Annotated in this window: 18 protein-coding genes and 1 tRNA gene; 7 read left to right on the top strand and 12 right to left on the bottom strand. The window is 68.4% G+C overall.

Annotated features, from left to right (window positions below):
* Window positions 1-116 precede the first annotated feature (116 nt).
* The 4 genes from AB0B90_RS30120 (at window position 117) to AB0B90_RS30135 (ending at window position 2,436) form a co-directional block, all read left to right on the top strand.
* Window positions 117-662, top strand: a complete 546-nt coding sequence (locus AB0B90_RS30120) for an NUDIX hydrolase (RefSeq protein WP_362925914.1) — start codon at window positions 117-119, stop codon at window positions 660-662.
* A 452-nt stretch (window positions 663-1,114) separates the two neighbouring features.
* Window positions 1,115-1,270: a hypothetical protein gene (locus AB0B90_RS30125; RefSeq protein ID WP_362925915.1), complete on the top strand. Its 156-nt coding sequence runs from the start codon at window positions 1,115-1,117 to the stop codon at window positions 1,268-1,270.
* A 75-nt stretch (window positions 1,271-1,345) separates the two neighbouring features.
* Window positions 1,346-1,840, top strand: a complete 495-nt coding sequence (locus AB0B90_RS30130; RefSeq protein ID WP_362925916.1) for a helix-turn-helix domain-containing protein — start codon at window positions 1,346-1,348, stop codon at window positions 1,838-1,840.
* 8 nt (window positions 1,841-1,848) lie between these two features.
* Complete coding sequence (locus AB0B90_RS30135; RefSeq protein WP_362925917.1) at window positions 1,849-2,436, top strand: hypothetical protein; 588 nt, start codon at window positions 1,849-1,851, stop codon at window positions 2,434-2,436.
* A gap of 146 nt (window positions 2,437-2,582) precedes the next feature.
* Here the strand turns inward: AB0B90_RS30135 and AB0B90_RS30140 are convergent, their stop codons facing one another.
* Complete coding sequence (locus tag AB0B90_RS30140; protein ID WP_362925918.1) at window positions 2,583-3,872, bottom strand: hypothetical protein; 1,290 nt, start codon at window positions 3,870-3,872, stop codon at window positions 2,583-2,585.
* A gap of 317 nt (window positions 3,873-4,189) precedes the next feature.
* Here AB0B90_RS30140 and AB0B90_RS30145 point away from each other — a divergent pair, with 317 nt between their 5' ends.
* Window positions 4,190-4,642 carry an NUDIX domain-containing protein gene (locus AB0B90_RS30145; RefSeq protein ID WP_362925919.1) on the top strand — a complete coding sequence of 151 codons (453 nt, stop codon included), beginning with the start codon at window positions 4,190-4,192 and terminating at the stop codon, window positions 4,640-4,642.
* On the top strand, window positions 4,567-5,658 hold the full coding sequence (locus tag AB0B90_RS30150) for a hypothetical protein (RefSeq protein ID WP_362925920.1): 1,092 nt from the start codon (window positions 4,567-4,569) through the stop codon (window positions 5,656-5,658). Before AB0B90_RS30145 ends, AB0B90_RS30150 begins: the two co-directional genes overlap by 76 nt.
* Window positions 5,659-5,703: 45 nt before the next feature.
* On the opposite strand, the gene AB0B90_RS30155 is transcribed toward AB0B90_RS30150, so the two are convergent.
* From AB0B90_RS30155 to AB0B90_RS30185, 7 genes are all read right to left on the bottom strand, one after another.
* Window positions 5,704-5,814 (bottom strand) — tRNA-OTHER (locus tag AB0B90_RS30155).
* 80 nt (window positions 5,815-5,894) lie between these two features.
* Window positions 5,895-6,149 carry a hypothetical protein gene (locus tag AB0B90_RS30160; RefSeq protein WP_362925921.1) on the bottom strand — a complete coding sequence of 85 codons (255 nt, stop codon included), beginning with the start codon at window positions 6,147-6,149 and terminating at the stop codon, window positions 5,895-5,897.
* 125 nt (window positions 6,150-6,274) lie between these two features.
* Window positions 6,275-7,006, bottom strand: coding sequence for a peptidoglycan-binding protein (locus AB0B90_RS30165; protein WP_362925922.1), 732 nt, complete (start codon window positions 7,004-7,006; stop codon window positions 6,275-6,277).
* Entirely contained in the window at window positions 7,003-7,161 is a 159-nt protein-coding gene (locus AB0B90_RS30170) for a hypothetical protein (RefSeq protein WP_362925923.1), read from the bottom strand. The genes AB0B90_RS30165 and AB0B90_RS30170 overlap by 4 nt, the downstream gene beginning before the upstream one ends.
* Window positions 7,158-7,475, bottom strand: a complete 318-nt coding sequence (locus AB0B90_RS30175) for a hypothetical protein (RefSeq protein WP_362925924.1) — start codon at window positions 7,473-7,475, stop codon at window positions 7,158-7,160. Before AB0B90_RS30175 ends, AB0B90_RS30170 begins: the two co-directional genes overlap by 4 nt.
* Window positions 7,468-7,674, bottom strand: coding sequence for a hypothetical protein (locus tag AB0B90_RS30180; protein ID WP_362925925.1), 207 nt, complete (start codon window positions 7,672-7,674; stop codon window positions 7,468-7,470). The genes AB0B90_RS30175 and AB0B90_RS30180 overlap by 8 nt, the downstream gene beginning before the upstream one ends.
* Window positions 7,671-8,042, bottom strand: coding sequence for a hypothetical protein (locus AB0B90_RS30185; RefSeq protein ID WP_362925926.1), 372 nt, complete (start codon window positions 8,040-8,042; stop codon window positions 7,671-7,673). The genes AB0B90_RS30180 and AB0B90_RS30185 overlap by 4 nt, the downstream gene beginning before the upstream one ends.
* A gap of 132 nt (window positions 8,043-8,174) precedes the next feature.
* Between AB0B90_RS30185 and AB0B90_RS30190 the strand changes: the two genes are divergently transcribed.
* Window positions 8,175-8,399, top strand: a complete 225-nt coding sequence (locus AB0B90_RS30190) for a hypothetical protein (RefSeq protein ID WP_362925927.1) — start codon at window positions 8,175-8,177, stop codon at window positions 8,397-8,399.
* A gap of 1 nt (window position 8,400) precedes the next feature.
* Here AB0B90_RS30190 and AB0B90_RS30195 read toward each other — a convergent pair whose 3' ends face one another.
* Genes AB0B90_RS30195 through AB0B90_RS30210 form a run of 4 tightly spaced genes read right to left on the bottom strand, consistent with a single transcriptional unit; the run spans window position 8,401 to window position 17,252 of the window.
* On the bottom strand, window positions 8,401-8,571 hold the full coding sequence (locus AB0B90_RS30195; RefSeq protein WP_362925928.1) for a hypothetical protein: 171 nt from the start codon (window positions 8,569-8,571) through the stop codon (window positions 8,401-8,403).
* Complete coding sequence (locus tag AB0B90_RS30200; RefSeq protein WP_362925929.1) at window positions 8,568-11,873, bottom strand: hypothetical protein; 3,306 nt, start codon at window positions 11,871-11,873, stop codon at window positions 8,568-8,570. The genes AB0B90_RS30195 and AB0B90_RS30200 overlap by 4 nt, the downstream gene beginning before the upstream one ends.
* Before the next feature lie 4 nt (window positions 11,874-11,877).
* Complete coding sequence (locus tag AB0B90_RS30205) at window positions 11,878-13,065, bottom strand: hypothetical protein (RefSeq protein ID WP_362925930.1); 1,188 nt, start codon at window positions 13,063-13,065, stop codon at window positions 11,878-11,880.
* Window positions 13,062-17,252 (bottom strand): hypothetical protein, encoded by a 4,191-nt coding sequence (locus AB0B90_RS30210; protein WP_362925931.1) that lies wholly within the window; start codon window positions 17,250-17,252, stop codon window positions 13,062-13,064. Before AB0B90_RS30210 ends, AB0B90_RS30205 begins: the two co-directional genes overlap by 4 nt.
* Window positions 17,253-17,267: the final 15 nt, after the last annotated feature.

Below are 17,267 nucleotides of genomic sequence, written 5' to 3' on the forward strand. Positions count from 1 at the left end.
AAAGTCATGTGGGGGTGTGGGGGTCCCCCGAGACACCCCCCTTCCCTGGGGTTTGAGAGCCCTCAACCCCCTCCCCGCGGCCCCGGCAACGGGGTCCCACATCCGAGGAGATTCGTATGCCCAGGTGTGACAACAAGAGCGTCGGCGTCCTCATCGGCAACAGCGCTGGCCAGTGGCTGATGTTCGACCGCGCCACGTTCCCGCCCGGCGTCGCCGGAGCCGCCGGACACGTCGACGGCCACAGCGGGGTGATCGACGCCGCCCGCGCCGAGGTCGCCGAAGAGCTCGGCCTGACCGTGGCCCGCCTGAGTCTGGTGTGCGCCGAGTGGAGGCGTAACCGGTGCCGCCGCATCCCTGGCCCGCTCGGTGTGGGGCACTGGTGGAGCGTCTACCGGGCTGAGGTGAGCGGCGAGTTGGCGCCGTCTGCCCGGGAGACCCGGAACGTGCGCTGGGTCGCGGCGGATGAGCTGCAGGTGTTGACCGACCGCACCGCGGCCTACGCGGCGGGGAGGGTGTCGGCGGTCGAGTTCGCCGCCGAGCCGGGGATCGAGCCGGTGTGGGTGGCGTGGCTGGTGGCCGCTGGGCTCGTCACAGCGACGCTGGAGGATCTGGAGCGGATCGACCGGGCGGCCCGACAACCGCAGGCCACGACCCGCGTGTAGTGGCCTTTCTGGCGCCCCTGCCCTTCGGGGTGGGGGCGTCGTCGTGTCTGCTGGACAATGACCCAATGACCCGATCCGATGCGCGATACCACGTAACCCTGCAGAAGGAAGACGGCGATGAAGTGGCCTCCTTCCCCACCTACGACCTGCCTACCCAGGGACTTCTGTACGACCTGGACGGTAAGAGGTGGTCGGACCTAGACGGAACACGGTGGCGAGTGGCAGAGGTCGCACTGACGGTTCGATCCGACGATCAGCCCCCGACAGCCGCTGACTGCCGAGTTGTGCTTGATGCCCGCTGGAATCCCGAGACCGAACGCTGGGAGAAGGTCACCTGAGTGTCCGCGCGGTAGCCGCACAGCGCGAATGGAGCCCCCGCCCAGTCCGGAGACCGAGCGGGGGCGTTGCTGTGTCTGCCTGCGGACGATCAGCGGGCGGGTGAGCATGGCGGCATGGATTCCGAGTGGAACGCTGCCATCCGCGCCCTGGCCCGCTTCGACGCCGATGCTGCCCGTGCTCGGCTCCACCTCGCCGCGGGCGGGACCGAGGAAGAAGCGGCGGAGATCATGCGGGGCGAGGCGGCCGAGGCAGGGCGACCCCAGCGGTAACGCCAATGGTGGCCTCATCACCTAACCCAAGCGTGCATCTTGACGATGCGCATCGTAACAATGCATACTTAGGTTATGGACACCACCGCAGCCGCCACCCAGGCCAGCGTCACCGTCGCCACCATCCGCACCTGGTGCCGCAAAGGCGTCATCGCCGCCCTCAAGGTCAGCGGCCGGTGGGTCATCGAAGCCGCATCCCTCGCCCGCCGTATCGCCCTGGGAGCCAAGACCGTGACCATCACCCCCATCAGCCGCGACGAGTTCGAAGCCGCTGTCGCCAACCTCGGCATCCGCCACCCCTTCATGGACGCCCGCTGCCTCGGCGAGTACCGGGCATTTAAGGCCACCGGCGAGTACTACATCGATGGCGAGTACGACCGCCTCATGGTCGCCAGGGGCAAGGCGCTCGCCCAGGAAGGGTGGACGCCGCCGCAGCCCCGCCCGCAGCAGGGACACCGAGGAGACTTCGCCCACCGCGAGATGTCCGCGCTGACGGGCCTGTCCTCCCGCGCATCCCGCGACGAGTGCCACTACTGCGGCCTCGACCCCCGCACCTGCGACTGCATCTAGGACACCCCATGGCCACCGTGAAAATCAAAATCCGCACAACCCGCACCCAGGACGGCAAACGCGTCATCGCCCCCTACGACGAAGTGGACCTGGGCGAGCTGTCGCCGCGTGCCCGCGCGCTCGCCGAAGCCATCTCGCACTGCGCCGACGCCGTCGCGGACACGATCCGTCTGCGCTCCGACAAGCGCATCCGTGACACCCAGCCGAATTGGGAGCACTACTTCACCCCCGAGCAGGCCGACCAACCCCTCACGATGGACTGGGCTCGCTGGGACAAGTACACCGCCGACTCCCCAATGCCCGCCGTCGAGTGGCTGGAGCGGCAGGCGGCAAAGATCCCGCCCGGCTGGCGGATCGTTGGCGCCACCCGCTCCAGCCTCGGCGGGGAGCCACTCGTACAGGTGGAGGACTCCAGCACGCTGATGACCGCCGAGCAGGTCTCCGCCTACCTAGCCATCCACGGCCGACACATGACCGCCGCGTCATGGCGGTCCAAAGCGCACCCGTCCAAGCAACTGGCGCCTCCCCCCACGGATCGGGTGGGGCGTACGCCGCTGTGGGAGCAGTCTGACGTGGACGCCTGGCTGAACCGGTAGCCGTACAACGCGAAGAGCCCTCGCCCTGTTCTGGGCGGGGGTTTTCTGCTGCCTCATGCCGTCCTGTTATGCCTGGTAACCCGTGGGGTTCCTGAGGCGTCCCAAGGGGTGTCCCGGCTCCGGCGAGGGGAGCCGGGACCCAGACGTCAGCGCAGCGCGGCGGCGAGCTCCCTCACCCCGGACACCTGCGGATGCATGAGGGTGAGATCATCCGCTATCTTCCAGATTTTGGGCCGGTCCCGTACCTCGCCGGGCGCCTCGCCCAACGCCTCCCGAAGCGCGTGCGCTGTCTCCTCCGGCCGGCCACGCATCCACCAGGCCCGCGCCAGGTCGGTGTGCAACCGTCCTCGCCGCTCCGGCGTCGGGTACATGTCCGGGCGGAGATCCTTACCCACCTGCAGCGCCGCACCAGCGTCACCGAGCGAGTAGAAAATGTTCATCCGGTACATCCGCGTGAACGGCTCGGCTTCCGGTTTGCCCGTCAGCGCGGTCAGACGGGCGGCGGCCCGCTCAGCCTCCGCGAGCCTCGAAAACGCCTCCTCCCGATCGTCCGCCTGACTCGCCGTGTAGGCCGAAGTACACATCAGCCGCAGGTACGTGCCCAACTGTGGCGCTTTGCGGAGCCCCATGACCGCCAAGGTGTCGGCGGCCCGCTCCACTACCTTCGTGGCCGCGTCATGCTGCCCGGTGGTGCGGAGCATCATGCCCATTGCGCGGGCGGACGCGCCCTGAGCTACCGCGTCCTCGGAGCGTTGCGCGTACAGCACCCCATGGTCGGCGGTGCGGAGCGCCGTGTCCTTGCGGCCCACCTTGTTCAACACGTCGGTGGCGAGGTTGTAGCAAGCAGACAACGTTGCCCACCCCGCCGGGGTGTCCATCCTCTTGGCGGCGTCGAGAGCAGCCGACAGCAGGCCAGGAAACGAGGCCAGCAGAGGCACGAGCGAGCTGATATCGAACTGGCCCCGCGCCGCCTGGAGGCGCCGCTGAACTTCGGCGAGCGCCGCGGGGCGGCTGGATTCGACAGGCACAGCAAGAGCAGCTTCAAGGTCCAGCAGCAGATGCAGCGGGACAACGACCCCCGCCACTCCCGCCGCTTTGATCAACGTTCGGCGTTCCATGGGATCCTCTTTCTCATCGTCGCTGGATTTCTTATTGCGGCGTTTCGGTGTCGGTAATCCCAGGCGTTCAGCGGAAACCCCGTACAACCGGCACAAAACGTCGCAATACACGGCACCCGGTTTTCCTTGGCCATGCTCCCATTTGCACAACATCGCCGTGTTGACGTCTGGCCTTTCCAGCCCGTCTTCGGCGTACAGGGCTGCGATCTCCTCGATCGTGCGAGCGCGGCTCCACCCGTGTGCCAGACGCCATGCCTCCAGCGGCAGCATCCCGGGAACCTGGTTGAGGATTTCGGCGCATATATTCGGCGCTTTCATCCCGTGGTTCCTGCATGTGAGGCTGACACTTTTGGCCTGCCTCAAAAGCGCGGCTCGTTGTGCTCGCTCAACACCCATCGCGACCCTCCGGCGCAACAACCTGCAATCGACAGTAACCCAAACGTCACCTCGAACATTGTCAGCTGACAATGTTCAGCCGCTGCTGGCATTGATGACGGCCACCACCGCGCCGCACCCTGAAGCCCGCACGCCAAACCAAGCAAGACACGTCCCCCATTCCTGTGGCTGACCGCCCCCTAGTCGGCCAAGGTGAACACGAACGGCGCCACCCCGGCGCCCCACCATCAGGAGACCCCATGAAGCACCTCATCACCCGGGTTTGGCGTGCCCTGGCAGGCCCACTCCAATGGCGCATCCTGTGGGTCCGCCACGCCAAGTTCATGATCGGCGTCACCGGCATCGTCCGTGACTCAGACGGCAACGTGCTTCTCCTTCGGCACCGGCTATGGCCGGAAGGCCGCCAGTGGGGTCTGCCCACCGGCTACGCCAACAAGGGGGAGCGCTTCGAGGACACCATCGTCCGCGAAGTACGCGAAGAAACCGGCCTGCACGTGCAGGTCGGCCGCCTTGCCCACCTCAAGAGCGGCTACCAGCTGCGGGTCGAGGTCGCGTACGAAGCCGTAGTCACCGGCGGAACCATGAACGTCGACTCAATGGAGATCCTGGAGGCGAGATGGTTCACACCGCACGATCTGCCCGACGGCATCCAGGAGTCGCATCGGCTCCTGATCCACAACAAGCCCGAGTAGCCGACCTTGGGCTCCTGACCCCCAACGAACACCTCGTCGGCTCGCCCGCCGACCGTGCGGCGCTCACCGAAATCCTCGCCGCGCGGCGAGCATCGGCCGGCCTCGACCAGGCGCACCCGGGCGTCGTCTTCTCGCTGCTGCCCTGGGTGCTGGCCGACCTCGGCAGCGACGCCCTGGAGGTCTTCTACACCGGCGCCGCGATCCTCGCTGACCGGTACGAGACGCTGGGCCTGCACCGGCTCCTGCCGACCGACCGGGTATGGGTTGGTGTTCGCTCCACCCGGGCCAACGTTTTCGGCGGCTTCCACTACGCCGATCAGGGGTACCGGCACCTGCAGATGGGGGCCGTGGTCACCCGCTACGGACGCCTGGACCGTACCGCGGAGGCTCCGGGGCTGGTCGCGTTGGACCTGCTGCGCGCCTACGCCCACGACTGCTTGCACTACGGCTCCTACCGCGAGTACCGGGTGCGGGACGGCGAGGTGTACCGGGTGCGGTATGGCCTCAACATCCGCAGCTTGGACGGCTGTACCTACTCGGCGCCCGACCCTGCCGGCACGGTTTCGACGCGGAACCTGGGGGTGGTGATGGAGGGCGCCACCGACCGGGAGGCGTCGGCTATCGCCCGGCAGGCGGCGCAGCGGCTCGGCATCGCCGAGCCGACTGGGGTGGATCGCTTCGCGTTCCGCGACGTCACCGGCCGCCTCGCCGGCGACGACCTGGCTCACCTGCCCGCGCAGCAGGCGCCTGCCGAACAGCGGACCGCCAGCAGGCAGGACTTCCTGGCGGCGCTGGCCGCCTACGGCCGCGGCGTGAACAACCCCTACCGCGCTTTCCTGGCCGACATCGGCGGCAGCGACGCCGATGGCCTGCATGACGTCATCGTGTCCACGATGATCAGCGGATGTTTGGCCCCACTGTCGGCTTGGCTCGACCAGCGGCACGGTCTGGGAGCGTTCGCCGCCCTGTTCCGCGCTGCGTCCTACTGCGGGCCCGAGCCGGACACCAGCATGTGAAGCGAAAGAGCCCCCGCCGTCCGAAGACGGCGGGGGCTCCTCGCGCGCTCTCGACCGGATTTGAACCGGCGTTTCCGCCAGGGGTGCCGCTTGCCCCGAAGGGCGGGCCTCGATCCCTACTCCCGGCGGCGTCCTGGGCCACTGGACAACGAGAGCACCCCGCCGCTGTACCGCCCTGTAAGCGGGTGCCACGGCGTCCCGTGGCAGAAGCGGGCCCGGATTACCAGGAGATCAGGCTATCGCTGCGACATCGGCAGGTCCGGGCGCGGCTCATGCCGCGCCTTGTACCCCGCCACCGCCGCGATCGCCGTCGGAAGCAGCGGCGCCACCAGCGCCTGCACCCAGCCCGGCAGGAAATCGATCAACGACAGATCACCCTTGACCATCTCCAGGACCAGGAGCAGCGCCGCGGAGGCGAGGTAGATGCCGACCGTCATGGCCTTCACCTTCGCCTCGACCGGCTTGCTCGTCGTGATGGGATCTCCATGCATGCGCCCCTCCTCAGGGACAGCCCGCCGGTGCGGCGGGACGTTCAGGGGGCGAACTATTTCCAGTTCGGAAACAGTTCGCCGGGGATCAGTACGTCTCATCAGCAGCTGCAGCAGCGCCGCCTCGATCACGGCAGGATGAGCTTCGCCCACGTCTTCGGGCCGATCTCCCCATCCACCACCAGCTTCTTCGCCTTCTGAAACTCGCGGACCCGCCTGTCCATCGGCTCGCCGAACGTCATGTCATCCACCCCGGTGGCCAGCGGATACCCGCGGGCGTCCAGCAGCTTGAACGCCGTCTTGATGTGCGGCCGGTTGCCGGCCTTCTTCTCGGCGCCCTTCACCAGCAGCGGCAGCTTGTCCACGAGTTCCTCCAGCAGATCCTTCTTGGCGCCGTACGGCGGATTCCAGAACCCGGCGATGACACCGTGGGCTCGCACCCTGCGCTTGCACGCATCACCGGTGTTGCCCTCGATCGTCTGCACCCGGCCGTCGGGCAGCACCCGCTCGACGACGCCGACGTGGTCGATGTACGGGATCGAGTCGGCGCCGCCCCAGTCGAAAAACACGACCGCGCCCGGCTCCGCGAACGCCCGAATGTTCGCCAGCGTCCCGGCGTACCAGAGGCCCAGATCCTGGCCGTCGTAGGCGTGCCACACGGTGTAAGCGCGGTCGCCCTTGGGCAGCACCGCGGCAGCGTTGCCGGACTCGCGGGCCCACCGGGTGATCGACATGTTGCACCACGGGGCGCGCAGAAACTCCTCGCCGTGGCGGGCCGCGTAGTCGCGTGTGACGGCGTTCGGCCGCCCCGCCATGCCCAGGGTGCGGCGGGCGGCGGCGAGCATCGCAGACGCGCTCATGTCACCTCACCCCCGTCGCCCTCGTAGATGCCGGTCGCCTCGTTCAGCACGTAGCCCAGTCCGGCCAGCACCTGCTCCTCGTCGGACTCGGTGGCCCCCCACTCCTGGGTGTCCACGTGCTCGGCGACGAGCTCCGCCTCCGTCTTCTTCGTCACAACCCCTCCTCGCGTCGCCGGCGCTCCTTACGCCACGTCTGAACAATGATCTTGATGCGCCACGCCAGCACAAACGGCATCCCAGCAAACGCCGCCAACCGCACCACCTGAAACCAATCACCCTCCGGAATGACCAGCCGCAACGACCACAAGGTCAACGACAACGCCAGCACCGCCTCGAACGTGAACACATGCCGGCCACTGCCCGTCTTCCACCAGCGGGCCAGCAGCTGATGCACCACGACGCACGCCACCGCGAGCAGCGTCGTCACCCAGATCAGCACCGACCCGGCCAGCCGAATCTCCTCAACCACCAGACCCCCCGTACGCCTCATCCATGATCCGGTCGAAGCCGTTCTCCTCCCGCAGCCAGCGCAGACGGCGGGCCAGCGACCAGGTGCCGCGCGCTGATTCCCGGGCGCGCCGCTGCTCAGCGTCCGCGCGCCGCTTCGACTCCTCCACGAGTCGAGTGGCCTCGTCGATGTCCGGCCGGTCATCTTCTGGTCGGGTCATTGCTTCGCCTCAAGTTGTCGCGCCCGGATCTCCGTCAGCAGCGCCGCCGCAACCTGCGCCCCCTCCGTCGACGCGGCCAGCGCGGCGCCGACTTCCTCGGCGTGCGCGCGCCGCGTCGTCTCGTGCGCGTCCCTCTCCGCCTCGAACAGGCGCCGCCACGCCTCAGCGTCCCGCTCCGCGTCCGCGACCCGTTCGTCGCGGTCTTTTTCCGCCTGGGCGATGCGCGCGTCCCGGTCTTCGCGGAGGTCCTGCACGTGGGAGCGGGGCACCAGTAGGCCCTTGTAGACCATCGTGAAGACGGAAACAATGACGCCGAGGGCGATGACGACCAGGGAGCCCTGCGCCCAGGGAATCGCCGCGAACTCCACTCAGCCGCCTCTCAGGTACGGCTCACGCCGAAGTAGGAAGTGTCAGGCGGGAGTTGGCCGGATCCGGCCACCAGTAACCCGGGAAGGCGGGGCGAGCGTCACACACGCACCCCTCAGAAACGCGGAGACACCATGAACCACCCGCCGCAAGGACCCCAGCAGCCGCACGGCCAGCCGCCGGTCTACGTCAACGTCAACCAAACCGTGCAGCAACACACCCACATCGGCGGCGGCGGACGCATCCGGGTGCGGTGGACCTTCTGGGAGATCATGCTGGTGCTCTTCACCTGCGGCCTCGCCTGGCCCTACGTGTGGGCACGCCACCGCCGCATACGCCGAGCACACCGCCGCTGGTGAATCAGCCGCCCGCCTCAACCGGGCGTGCAGACGCGCGCAGGTCAGCGGCCTCCTGCTGCGCCTTCCGCAACGCGGCCCGCAACAGCACGTTGTCGTAGATGGCGGCGTCCAGCCGCACCCGGTACTCCTGCACGACCTCGCCCGGGTCGACGGTCTGCTGCTCTTCCATCATGCGGTCGTCCTCTTCGTGTAGTAGCGGTACGGGCCGTCCCCGTGAACGTCCACCTCGGTGCGGCGCGGCTCCACCAACAGCGACGGCACATCAGCGCGGATCGCCTTGACCAGCCACCAGACGCGGCACCCAGCAGGGCCGACGACGACGAACCGGCCATCACGCGGATAGGTCGCCGCGGCCTCGCCTGGTTTGTCGTGACAGGTCAGCAGCACAGCACGGCCCTCAACGGCGGTGAGCGCCTCGAAGTAGGCGGGCAGTTCCACCACCGCCTGGCCGTCCTCGCCGAGCGTCGCGGCACCCCAGTATTCGACGCCGTTGTGCGGCGACTCGGTGGTGGCATGCACGAGATGCCGGGTGTCGTCGAGCGGGTGGTCGATGATGAACGTTTTAACGACGAAGTTCGTGTCATTCCGAACGAACTGGATGTCGCTGCCATTCCAGAAGCAGCGGAAAAACCCATCCCCAGGACCCGACTGTGCCTTGAAGTTCAAGCCCCCTGTATTACTGCTCAGACCTGCTCCGCGCACATCGATGCTGCCGTCAGCCATAAACTTCAAGCCCGCAAACTCGGTGTTGGAGCCAGTGACCAAACCAACGTAGTTACTGCCGCCAGGCGCGATGTTCAGCATAAACTTGCGGTCACCGGAAGTGACGCTACCGATTTGCAGCGCATCAGAAGAAGCCACAAACGACGTAATGTAATGGTAGTTGGATGCGTCCTCGTAGAAACGAATCTCCGCGTCCCCCGCGAGCAGAGGGTTGATGACCAGGCGCTTCATACCTGAATTAGTGCTACTGGAGATGCGGCCCACAACATCAACGTTTCCGGTCGCCGCATTCAGGATGAACGTTGCGTAGCCGCTTGAGTTGAAGCCCCATAGTCCGAGCGTGTCGAGCTCGATGCGTGCACCGGAGGTGGCCGAGCGCAAGATGAACCCGCCAGACGCGGCGCTGATGTTGACCGTTTCGACGCCGCCGCTGTTGACCGCGCGAAATCCGGCGCTGTCGAGCTCCACCCGCGCCCCTGACGTATCCGAGCGCAGCACGAACGACCCATTGGGGTCGAGCGCCACCGTGTTGACGCCGCCGCTGTCGTACAGACGCAGGCCGCTGATCGTGCTCAAATCTACCCGCGCCCCGGACGTGCCGGACCGCATGAAGAACACGCCGTCCCCGCCCTGGATGCCGACGGTTTGCACGCCGCCGGCGTTCCAGGCGCCGAGGCCGCCTGCGTTGACCTCGACCCGGGCGCCGGAGGCGGCCGTCCTCAGTGTGAAGGTGCCGTCGTTGAGCAGACTGACGAGTTCGGTGCCGCCGCTGTTGTAGCCGTGTAGTCCGGTGGCGTTGAGCTCCACCCTCTGACCCGACGATGCGGTGCGGATGCTGGCGCCGATCAGCCAGTTCGACGAGATGGTGCCCGCGGTCACCTTGGTGACGGTGAGATCCGAAATGTGTGCGGAGTCGACCAGCAAGGCGGTCGCGCTCGCGGCGGCCGACGCATCTGACCGGTTGCCGGCCTCGTCCACCGCGACCACCCGCACCCACCGGGTGGTCGTCTCCTCCACCTCCACCGTGCCCACCGCGGCGATCTGCGCCTGCATCATCCCCGCATTCGCGGCGATCTTCCCCAGCACAGTGGTCTCGTCCGCGGTGAACCCCGAGGTGTCGCCGACATGCACCTCAAGATGGTCGAGGTCGAGCTCCAAGTTGAAGGTGCCGCCGGTCGCCTTGCCCAGCTCATGACGCACCTGCAGGGCCAGCGAGGATCCGGCCACCGTCGGCGCGGCCGGCGTGCTGGGCGGGATCGTGTCCGGGTGCGCGGTCGCCGACTCGGTGGCCGACCAGGCGCCTGCGTTGCCGGACAGGTCGACGGCGCGGATCTGAAAGTCGTATAGCACGCCGGGGCTGAGGTCGCCGATGACGGCTTGGGTGTCGTCCCACGCGGCGTACGCCATCCGCCAGCTGGCGGCCGGGCTGACGTCGTATCTGATTTCGAAGTGGTCGCCGTCGAGGATCGTGGACCCGTCCACGTTGAGCGGCGTGTCCCAGAACAGCAGGATGTTCGCCCGCGTCCCGCCGAGCGCATCCAGGTAGACGCCAGTCTGGAACGGCAGCACCCAGCTGACCTCGCCGGGCACGGTGGCGTCCGGGGTCGGACGCGGACCCACCGGTTCGGTGCCGGAGTTGGTGAGGGCCCGGTTCAGCTCGCCCACGACCACGCTGGTGGCGCCGCTCTCCCACACCATGTACGGGGTGAGGTCGAGCCAGGCGCCGTCCTGGTGGCGGTAGGCGACCGTCATCCCCTCCGCCACCGGCCATGACGCCTCGACGGCGCGCAGCCGGATCGGGTTGATCCGCTGCCCCCGGTACTGGATTTCGTTGCCGGTGTCGTAGAGGCCTGCGTCGGGGTCGTACACCCACACCCAGTCGCCGGGCACGAAGGACCCGCGGATGTCGTAGTCCTTCGCCGATAGGCGCATGGCGTTGCGGGTGCCGCTGAACCTGTTGAGTTGCAGCTGGGCGCGTGCCTGGGCGTTACCTGTCGCCGTCCCGGACTCGCTGACCAAGCGGGTGCGTTTCACCGCGCTGCCCCGCAGGTCGAGGTACGGGTTCGTGATGATGTTGACCCCGGCCGTGGCCACCGACGCGCCCTCGCCCTCGGCGAGCAGCACCACCCGCGACGTCCAGTCCTCAACGTCCCGGGCGAGCGCCATGTCCCCGGGGAGTCCGGTCACCGTCATGTCGGGGCCTGCGGCGCCGTGGCGGGCGATGACGCAGGTGGGGGTGGTGCGGAACATGTTGGCGGATGGTCCGGCGTCCAACGTGGCGTTGCCGTTGACGCGCCAGTCGCAGTCCTTCGTCGAGCAGATGTAGTCGATCGCCTTGCGTTTGCTCACCCATTGGTGGCGGCCGGTGTAGGTGCCGGGCGCGCTGTACAGGGTGCCCTCGACCACCGCGGTTGACGAGCCGAGGATGGCTCGGATGGCGTTGGGGAAGGTTTGCCCGATGATCTCGACCGGGGACTCCAGAACTTCGCCCTTGTCGTCGCTGTCGCCCAACCAGACGGCCATGCTCTGGCCTTTGATCACCTTGCGCTGGTCGAGTTCGCGGCCGGTGAGGACGCCGACGTAGCGGGCCATGGTGAGGAGCTCGTCGTTGTACTCGGCGGCGTTGATTCGCCCGGCGACGATGGCGATGTGGCCGAAGAAGCCGAGCCGGTCGAGGATCTCGCGCGGCGTCTCCTCCGACAGGGTGACGCTCCAGGAGCCGAGCCCCATCAGCACCTCGGTAACAGCCACCCGCTCACCTCCTCACGACGCCGGTCGTCTCCGGCAGAACGCCGATGTACTGGTCTCGCAGGTGCGTCGCCTGGTCACCGGACACCGCGCTGGAGCCGCCCGCGACCGTGCCGAGGTAAAAGTCCATCGCCGTCGCCGAGGTCTTCACGAGCCCGCCGTTGGCGTGCGGATCGAAGTTGCGAGCGGACCCGGCGGTCACCCGATTGCCATCGGCGTCGTTGGTCGAGCGCACCACATACGACGTGCCGTCCGTCAACGACTCCGCCGACGCCAGATAGACCGACAGGGTGCCGGAGTCGCCCCGCTGCAGATACCCCTCCACGAAGCGGGAACCCCGCCGCAGAGTGAGATCCAGAACAGCGCGGCCCACCGGAGACCGGTGCTCAACCAGTCGGACAATGCACTGCTCAGGGTCGTTGCGCAGCACCGTCGCCGACTCGAACCGCTCCACCAACGTTGACCCCACCGAAACCCACCACGCCCGCGGCCGCCACACCCCACCCGCGAACGACGCCACCTCGAGAGACCCGCCCGCCAGCAGAGGCCGCACCCGCACCAGGCCGTTCGACAACTCCCAGCCGTCGACCGCCACCCGGTAACCGGCCCCTACCCGCTCGAACCCGGCCGACAGAATCCGGGCCCGCCCCCGCATGTAGTCGCCGGCCGGACACCCCCACCGTGGCGACACCCCGGCAGGCAGCCCGCGGTAGACCGTGATGAGCCCGTCGGTGGTGGCCCGCGTCATCGTGCTCGGCAGCGTGGAGCCGGTGTGGTAGGCGTAGTGGCCGGGCGGCGGCGCATGCCACCGCTCCCCCGACAGGCTGAAATCGTTCGCGCGCCGCGCCCCGGTCAGCCTCGACTCCAGATCAACATCGGAGTCCGCGCCGTGCCGCCGCAGGCTCAGCTTCCACGTCACCCACGCCAGCCGTTGCGCGAACCGGTCGGTGTAGTCGGCGGAAGCGTTGGTGATCGTGTAGTAGCCGTCCCGCTCCGACTTCTCCGACCATCTAACCGGCACCAGCGCACCCACCAGACCGAGGGCGCCCTCCATACGTTCAAGCAGCTCCGCCCGGGAGATGAGCGGGGTGACCTCTTTGCCCTCCACGCTCATCGACCGGCCGTCACCGGACGCGGTCTCCGACAGGCTGAACGTCTCACGCAAGTTCAGCCGCCCCAAGACGAGGTCGCTCACGCGTACACCTCCCGGTCCAGGTCCCGCAGCCCGTCACGCAACTGCACCAGCAGAGTCCGGTAGGCGTCCGGCCTGGCCGGATCCAACACGCCTTCCACACGCATCACCAGGTCGCCCTGAATCGTCACCCCGCCACCAGCCCCCGCCCCCGCAGCAGCTGTAATGCCGCCCGCCGCGGTGGCGCTGAACGCGGCACCGGCCGGCGCGACGTCGGGCACCGAGAACGCGGAGGCGACTCCGGCCATCCGCTCGGTTGCTGCTGCGACCATCGGCTCTCCGGCGTCCATTCCGACCGCCAGACCAGCAGGCAACTCCTTGCCGAGGGCGGCGAAAACCTTCGACGGGGAGGCGATGCCGAGCAGGCGGCGCAACCAGTCGATCAGCCCAGTGAACAGGCCGCCGACCGCGCCGACGAACCAGTTCCAGGCGCCGACGATCCCATTCCACAACCCAATGATCATGTTGTGGCCGACGCTTCCGAGCGACCCGCCGAGGCTGCCGAAAATGTTCATGATCGAGCCGGGCAGGCCGCGTAGCCAGTTGAGCAGGTCGTTCGCCCGGCCGATCGCCGCGTCCTTCATCTGGTTAAACCAGTCGCCGACCCGGCCCGCCAACTGGCTGATGCTGGAGACGGCGTCCATGATCTTGCCGGGGAGTCCTTGCACCCAGCTGACCAGGTCGCCCGCCAGCTTGATCGCCCGGTCTTTCATGTCGCCGAACCAGGCGGCGACCTTGCCGGGGATGGCCTTGAGGCCTTCGATCGCATCCATGATCCACTTGACGGCTTTGTCGAACCAGTCCTTCAGCGCGTTCGCCAGGTCGGGGATGATCGAGTGTCCAACCAGGACGTCGTACAGGTATTCGAAGAAGGCGACGACCTGGTCCACGACCCACTTGAAGCGCTCCGCCAACCACTCGATCGCCGGACTAATCGCCGAAATGATCATCGCGGCGAGGTCAACCACCCACTTGATCAACTGGGCCAGCGCCGGGATCACGTACTGCAAAACCGTTGCCACCAGCTCGACCAGCACCTGCACCAGCGGCAGCAACGCGACGATCAGATCGGCGGCGACCTGCACGATCGGCATGATCGCGGTCAGCAGCTCGCCGAACGCCTCCACGATCGTCACGACGATCGGCACCAGCGTCTGAATCAGCGTGGTCAGCACCGGCAGCACCGCCGAGATCAGCGGCGCGAACGCCACCAGCAGCTGGGCGACGATGCCGACGATCGGCGTTATCGCAGGCAGCAGCGACACGAACGCCTGCAGCAGGGTGACCAGACTCGGCGCCACCGCGGTCAGCGCCGCCAGCAGCGCGGTGCCGACCTGCTGCACCACCTGGGTAACGATCGGGATCAGCGGGGTGATCGCGGCCACCAGCATGGTGATCGCCTGCACCAGAATCTGACCCAGCTGCGCCGCCACCTGGGCGACCAGGGCGACGAGCGGGGTGATGACCGGGATCAGACTGGTCAGCATGGTCGCGATCTGCATGATGAACGGCGTCAGCGCGGTGACCGCCTGCACCAGCACCCCGCCCAGCACCGCGGCGAGCTGTGACAGCGGAGCCAGCAGCGGCAGCAACGCGGTCACCAAGGCCGCGAACACCTGCAGCAGCGGACCACCAATCGCCGTCACCAGCTGCACCACGATCGGAATCAACGGCAAGATCGCCGGTAGGAGGGCGCCCACCAGCGCCTGCACCAGCTGGGCGACCACCGGCAGCAGCGGAACGATCGCCTTGGCCAGCTGCAGCCACGCCTGAATCAAGGCGCCGCCGAGCACGGAGACGACCTGGCCCACGACGGGCATCAGCGACGTCAGCGCGGGCAGCAGCGCCTGATTCCACTGCACCAAGACGGCGCCGATCGCCGGGATCAGCGGGGTAACAGCGGCAGCGATCTGCGTGAAAGCGCTCGCGGCGGCGGAGGCGAGCGGGGTGAGCAGCGGCGCCAGCTGCTTGAGGGCATCGCCGAGCGTGGTCGCCACCAGAACGGCGAGGTTGCCGAGGACCGGCAGGACAGGGGCGATGGCGGCGATGAGCTGGCTAAACGCGGTCAGAATGGTGCCGCCGACCTCGGCGGCGATCTGCGCGAGCGCGGGAATCAGCGGGGTGATCGCCGGGAGCAGCGTGTTGACGAGGGTCGCGGCGACGCTGGCGAGGACCGGCAGCAGCGGGGTGAGCGCCAGCACGCCCTGGCCGACCGCCGCCGCGAGCGCGGACAGGGAAGGGAGAACCGCCTGCACACCTTGGGCGAGGCTCGTGGCGATGACGGCGACCAGCTGGCCGAGGACGGGCAGCAGCGGCGACACCGCTTGCAGGACACCAGCGATCGCGGCAGCGACCGGGCCCAGAGCAGGCGCCAGGGCGCCGACCGCAGTGCCGATGCTTTGGACAACGGCGGTGATCCCTGGCAGCAGCGCCACAAAGGCTTGGCCAACCGCGTCGAACAAGGGGGCGATCCGCGCCAGGGTGACGCTGATCGCCGCCCCGAGCGCCCCGAGAGCGGGGGCGATCGCCGTGATCGCCGACCCGACACCCTGCACCAGGGCGGTCAGACCCGGGGCGACCGCTGCCAGGGCGGCCACGATGCCCTGCACCGCGGACACCAGCACCGGCGCGAACGCGGTAGCGAGCTGGGCGACGATCGGCGCCAGCACGCCGATGCCTGAGGCGATGGCGGTGATGACCGGGATGAGGGCTTGGCCGACCTGCGCCAACGACTGGAAAATTGTGACCAACGTTTGCTGGCCTTGCGCCGAGTCCACCCACCGGTGTGCGGCGTCGACCAGCTGGCCGAGCACGCCGAGCGCGTTGTTGCCGGCGGTTTCCATGGCGCGGCCGATGCCGACGACGAGGCCGCCCACGTCGGCGAGGATCGCGCCCAGCTGCTTGAGGACGGCCAGGGCGCCGTCCATCCACGCCAGCGCCTGACCGGAGGCAGCGGCGTGGAACAGGAACCGGCCGAACCGCTCCGCGGCGTCCGCGATGCCCGGCACCAGATTCGCGACCCAGGCGGCGCCGACCACACCCAGGTCACGGAACCCGGCCAGCAGCGGCTGCAGGGCGGGCAGGAAGGAGGTGACGGCGTCGCGCAGCGACATGAACACCGACTGGACGGCCCAGATCGTTTCGCCCTGACGCACGAAGTCCAGCAGCTCGGCGGCACCCTGCCCGAACGCGGCAGCCGCACCCACCATGCCGCCCTGCACCGCGTTGATCGCAGGCAGCAGACTCCACATCTGGCCGACCAGCGGCCCGAACAGGGCGTCTTGGACGGCGGTTTTGATGCCGGCGAACGCGGGCGCCATCTGGAACAGCTCGTACGCCACCTCGGCCGCGGCGGCGCCGAGGTCTTTGGTGCTCTCCAGGAACTTCTCAAGGTCGCCGGACAGGGCGGCGGCGAACGCGTCGCCGACGCCGGACAGCGCGAGCTTGAGAGTGCTCATCGCAGCGACGTTGAGCAGCACCGCCCCCGGCAATGCGGCGATCGCCCCCGCCGCAGGAGCGAGCGCGGCGACCAGGCCCGCCACGCTGGCGGTTGCGGACGCCGCGGCGACGGCCAGCGCTGACAGGCCACCAGCGGCGGCGCCGATCGTGCCGAGCGCCGACACCAAACGGCCGACCGCGCCGGTCACATGGCCGAACCCGCCGACCAGGCCGCCCAACCGGGGGGTGATCAGGTCGAAAACGCGGGCGGCGATGTCGCCGAGGCCGCCGATCCGGTCCCGGAAGCCGTCGCTGAAGCCGTCGCCGGCGCTTTCACCGAGGCGCCGTCCTTCACGCGACACGCGGGGCCGCTCTGCGGCGAGGACTCCAGGATCAGCGTGCGCTGACCGGCGGAACCCGTCGGTGAAGCCGTCGCCAGCGCCTTCGCCCAAGCCGTGGCCTTCACGCACGAATTTGCCGCGCTCGTCGCGCAGTCGGCCGCTGCTGTCTCGGGTGAGGCGGCGCCCGAACTCGTCGGTGAAGCCGTCCCCGGCCGCACCGCCGAGGCCTTCCCCTTCTCGAACGAAGTTGCCGCGCTCGTCGCGCAGCCGCCCCTGAGCGTCGCGGGAGAAGGACCGGCCGAAGTCGTCGCCCGCTTTGCTTCCGGCGTCGTCGAACCCTCGGCGGACGTCGTCCTTAACGGATCCGGTGTCGGCGCGGACGCGGACGAACGCCTCAGCGAGGGCAGCCAACTCGACCCCCTCGCC

It is taken from the genome of Streptosporangium sp. NPDC049078 (assembly GCF_040648855.1).
GTDB lineage: Bacteria > Actinomycetota > Actinomycetes > Streptosporangiales > Streptosporangiaceae > Streptosporangium.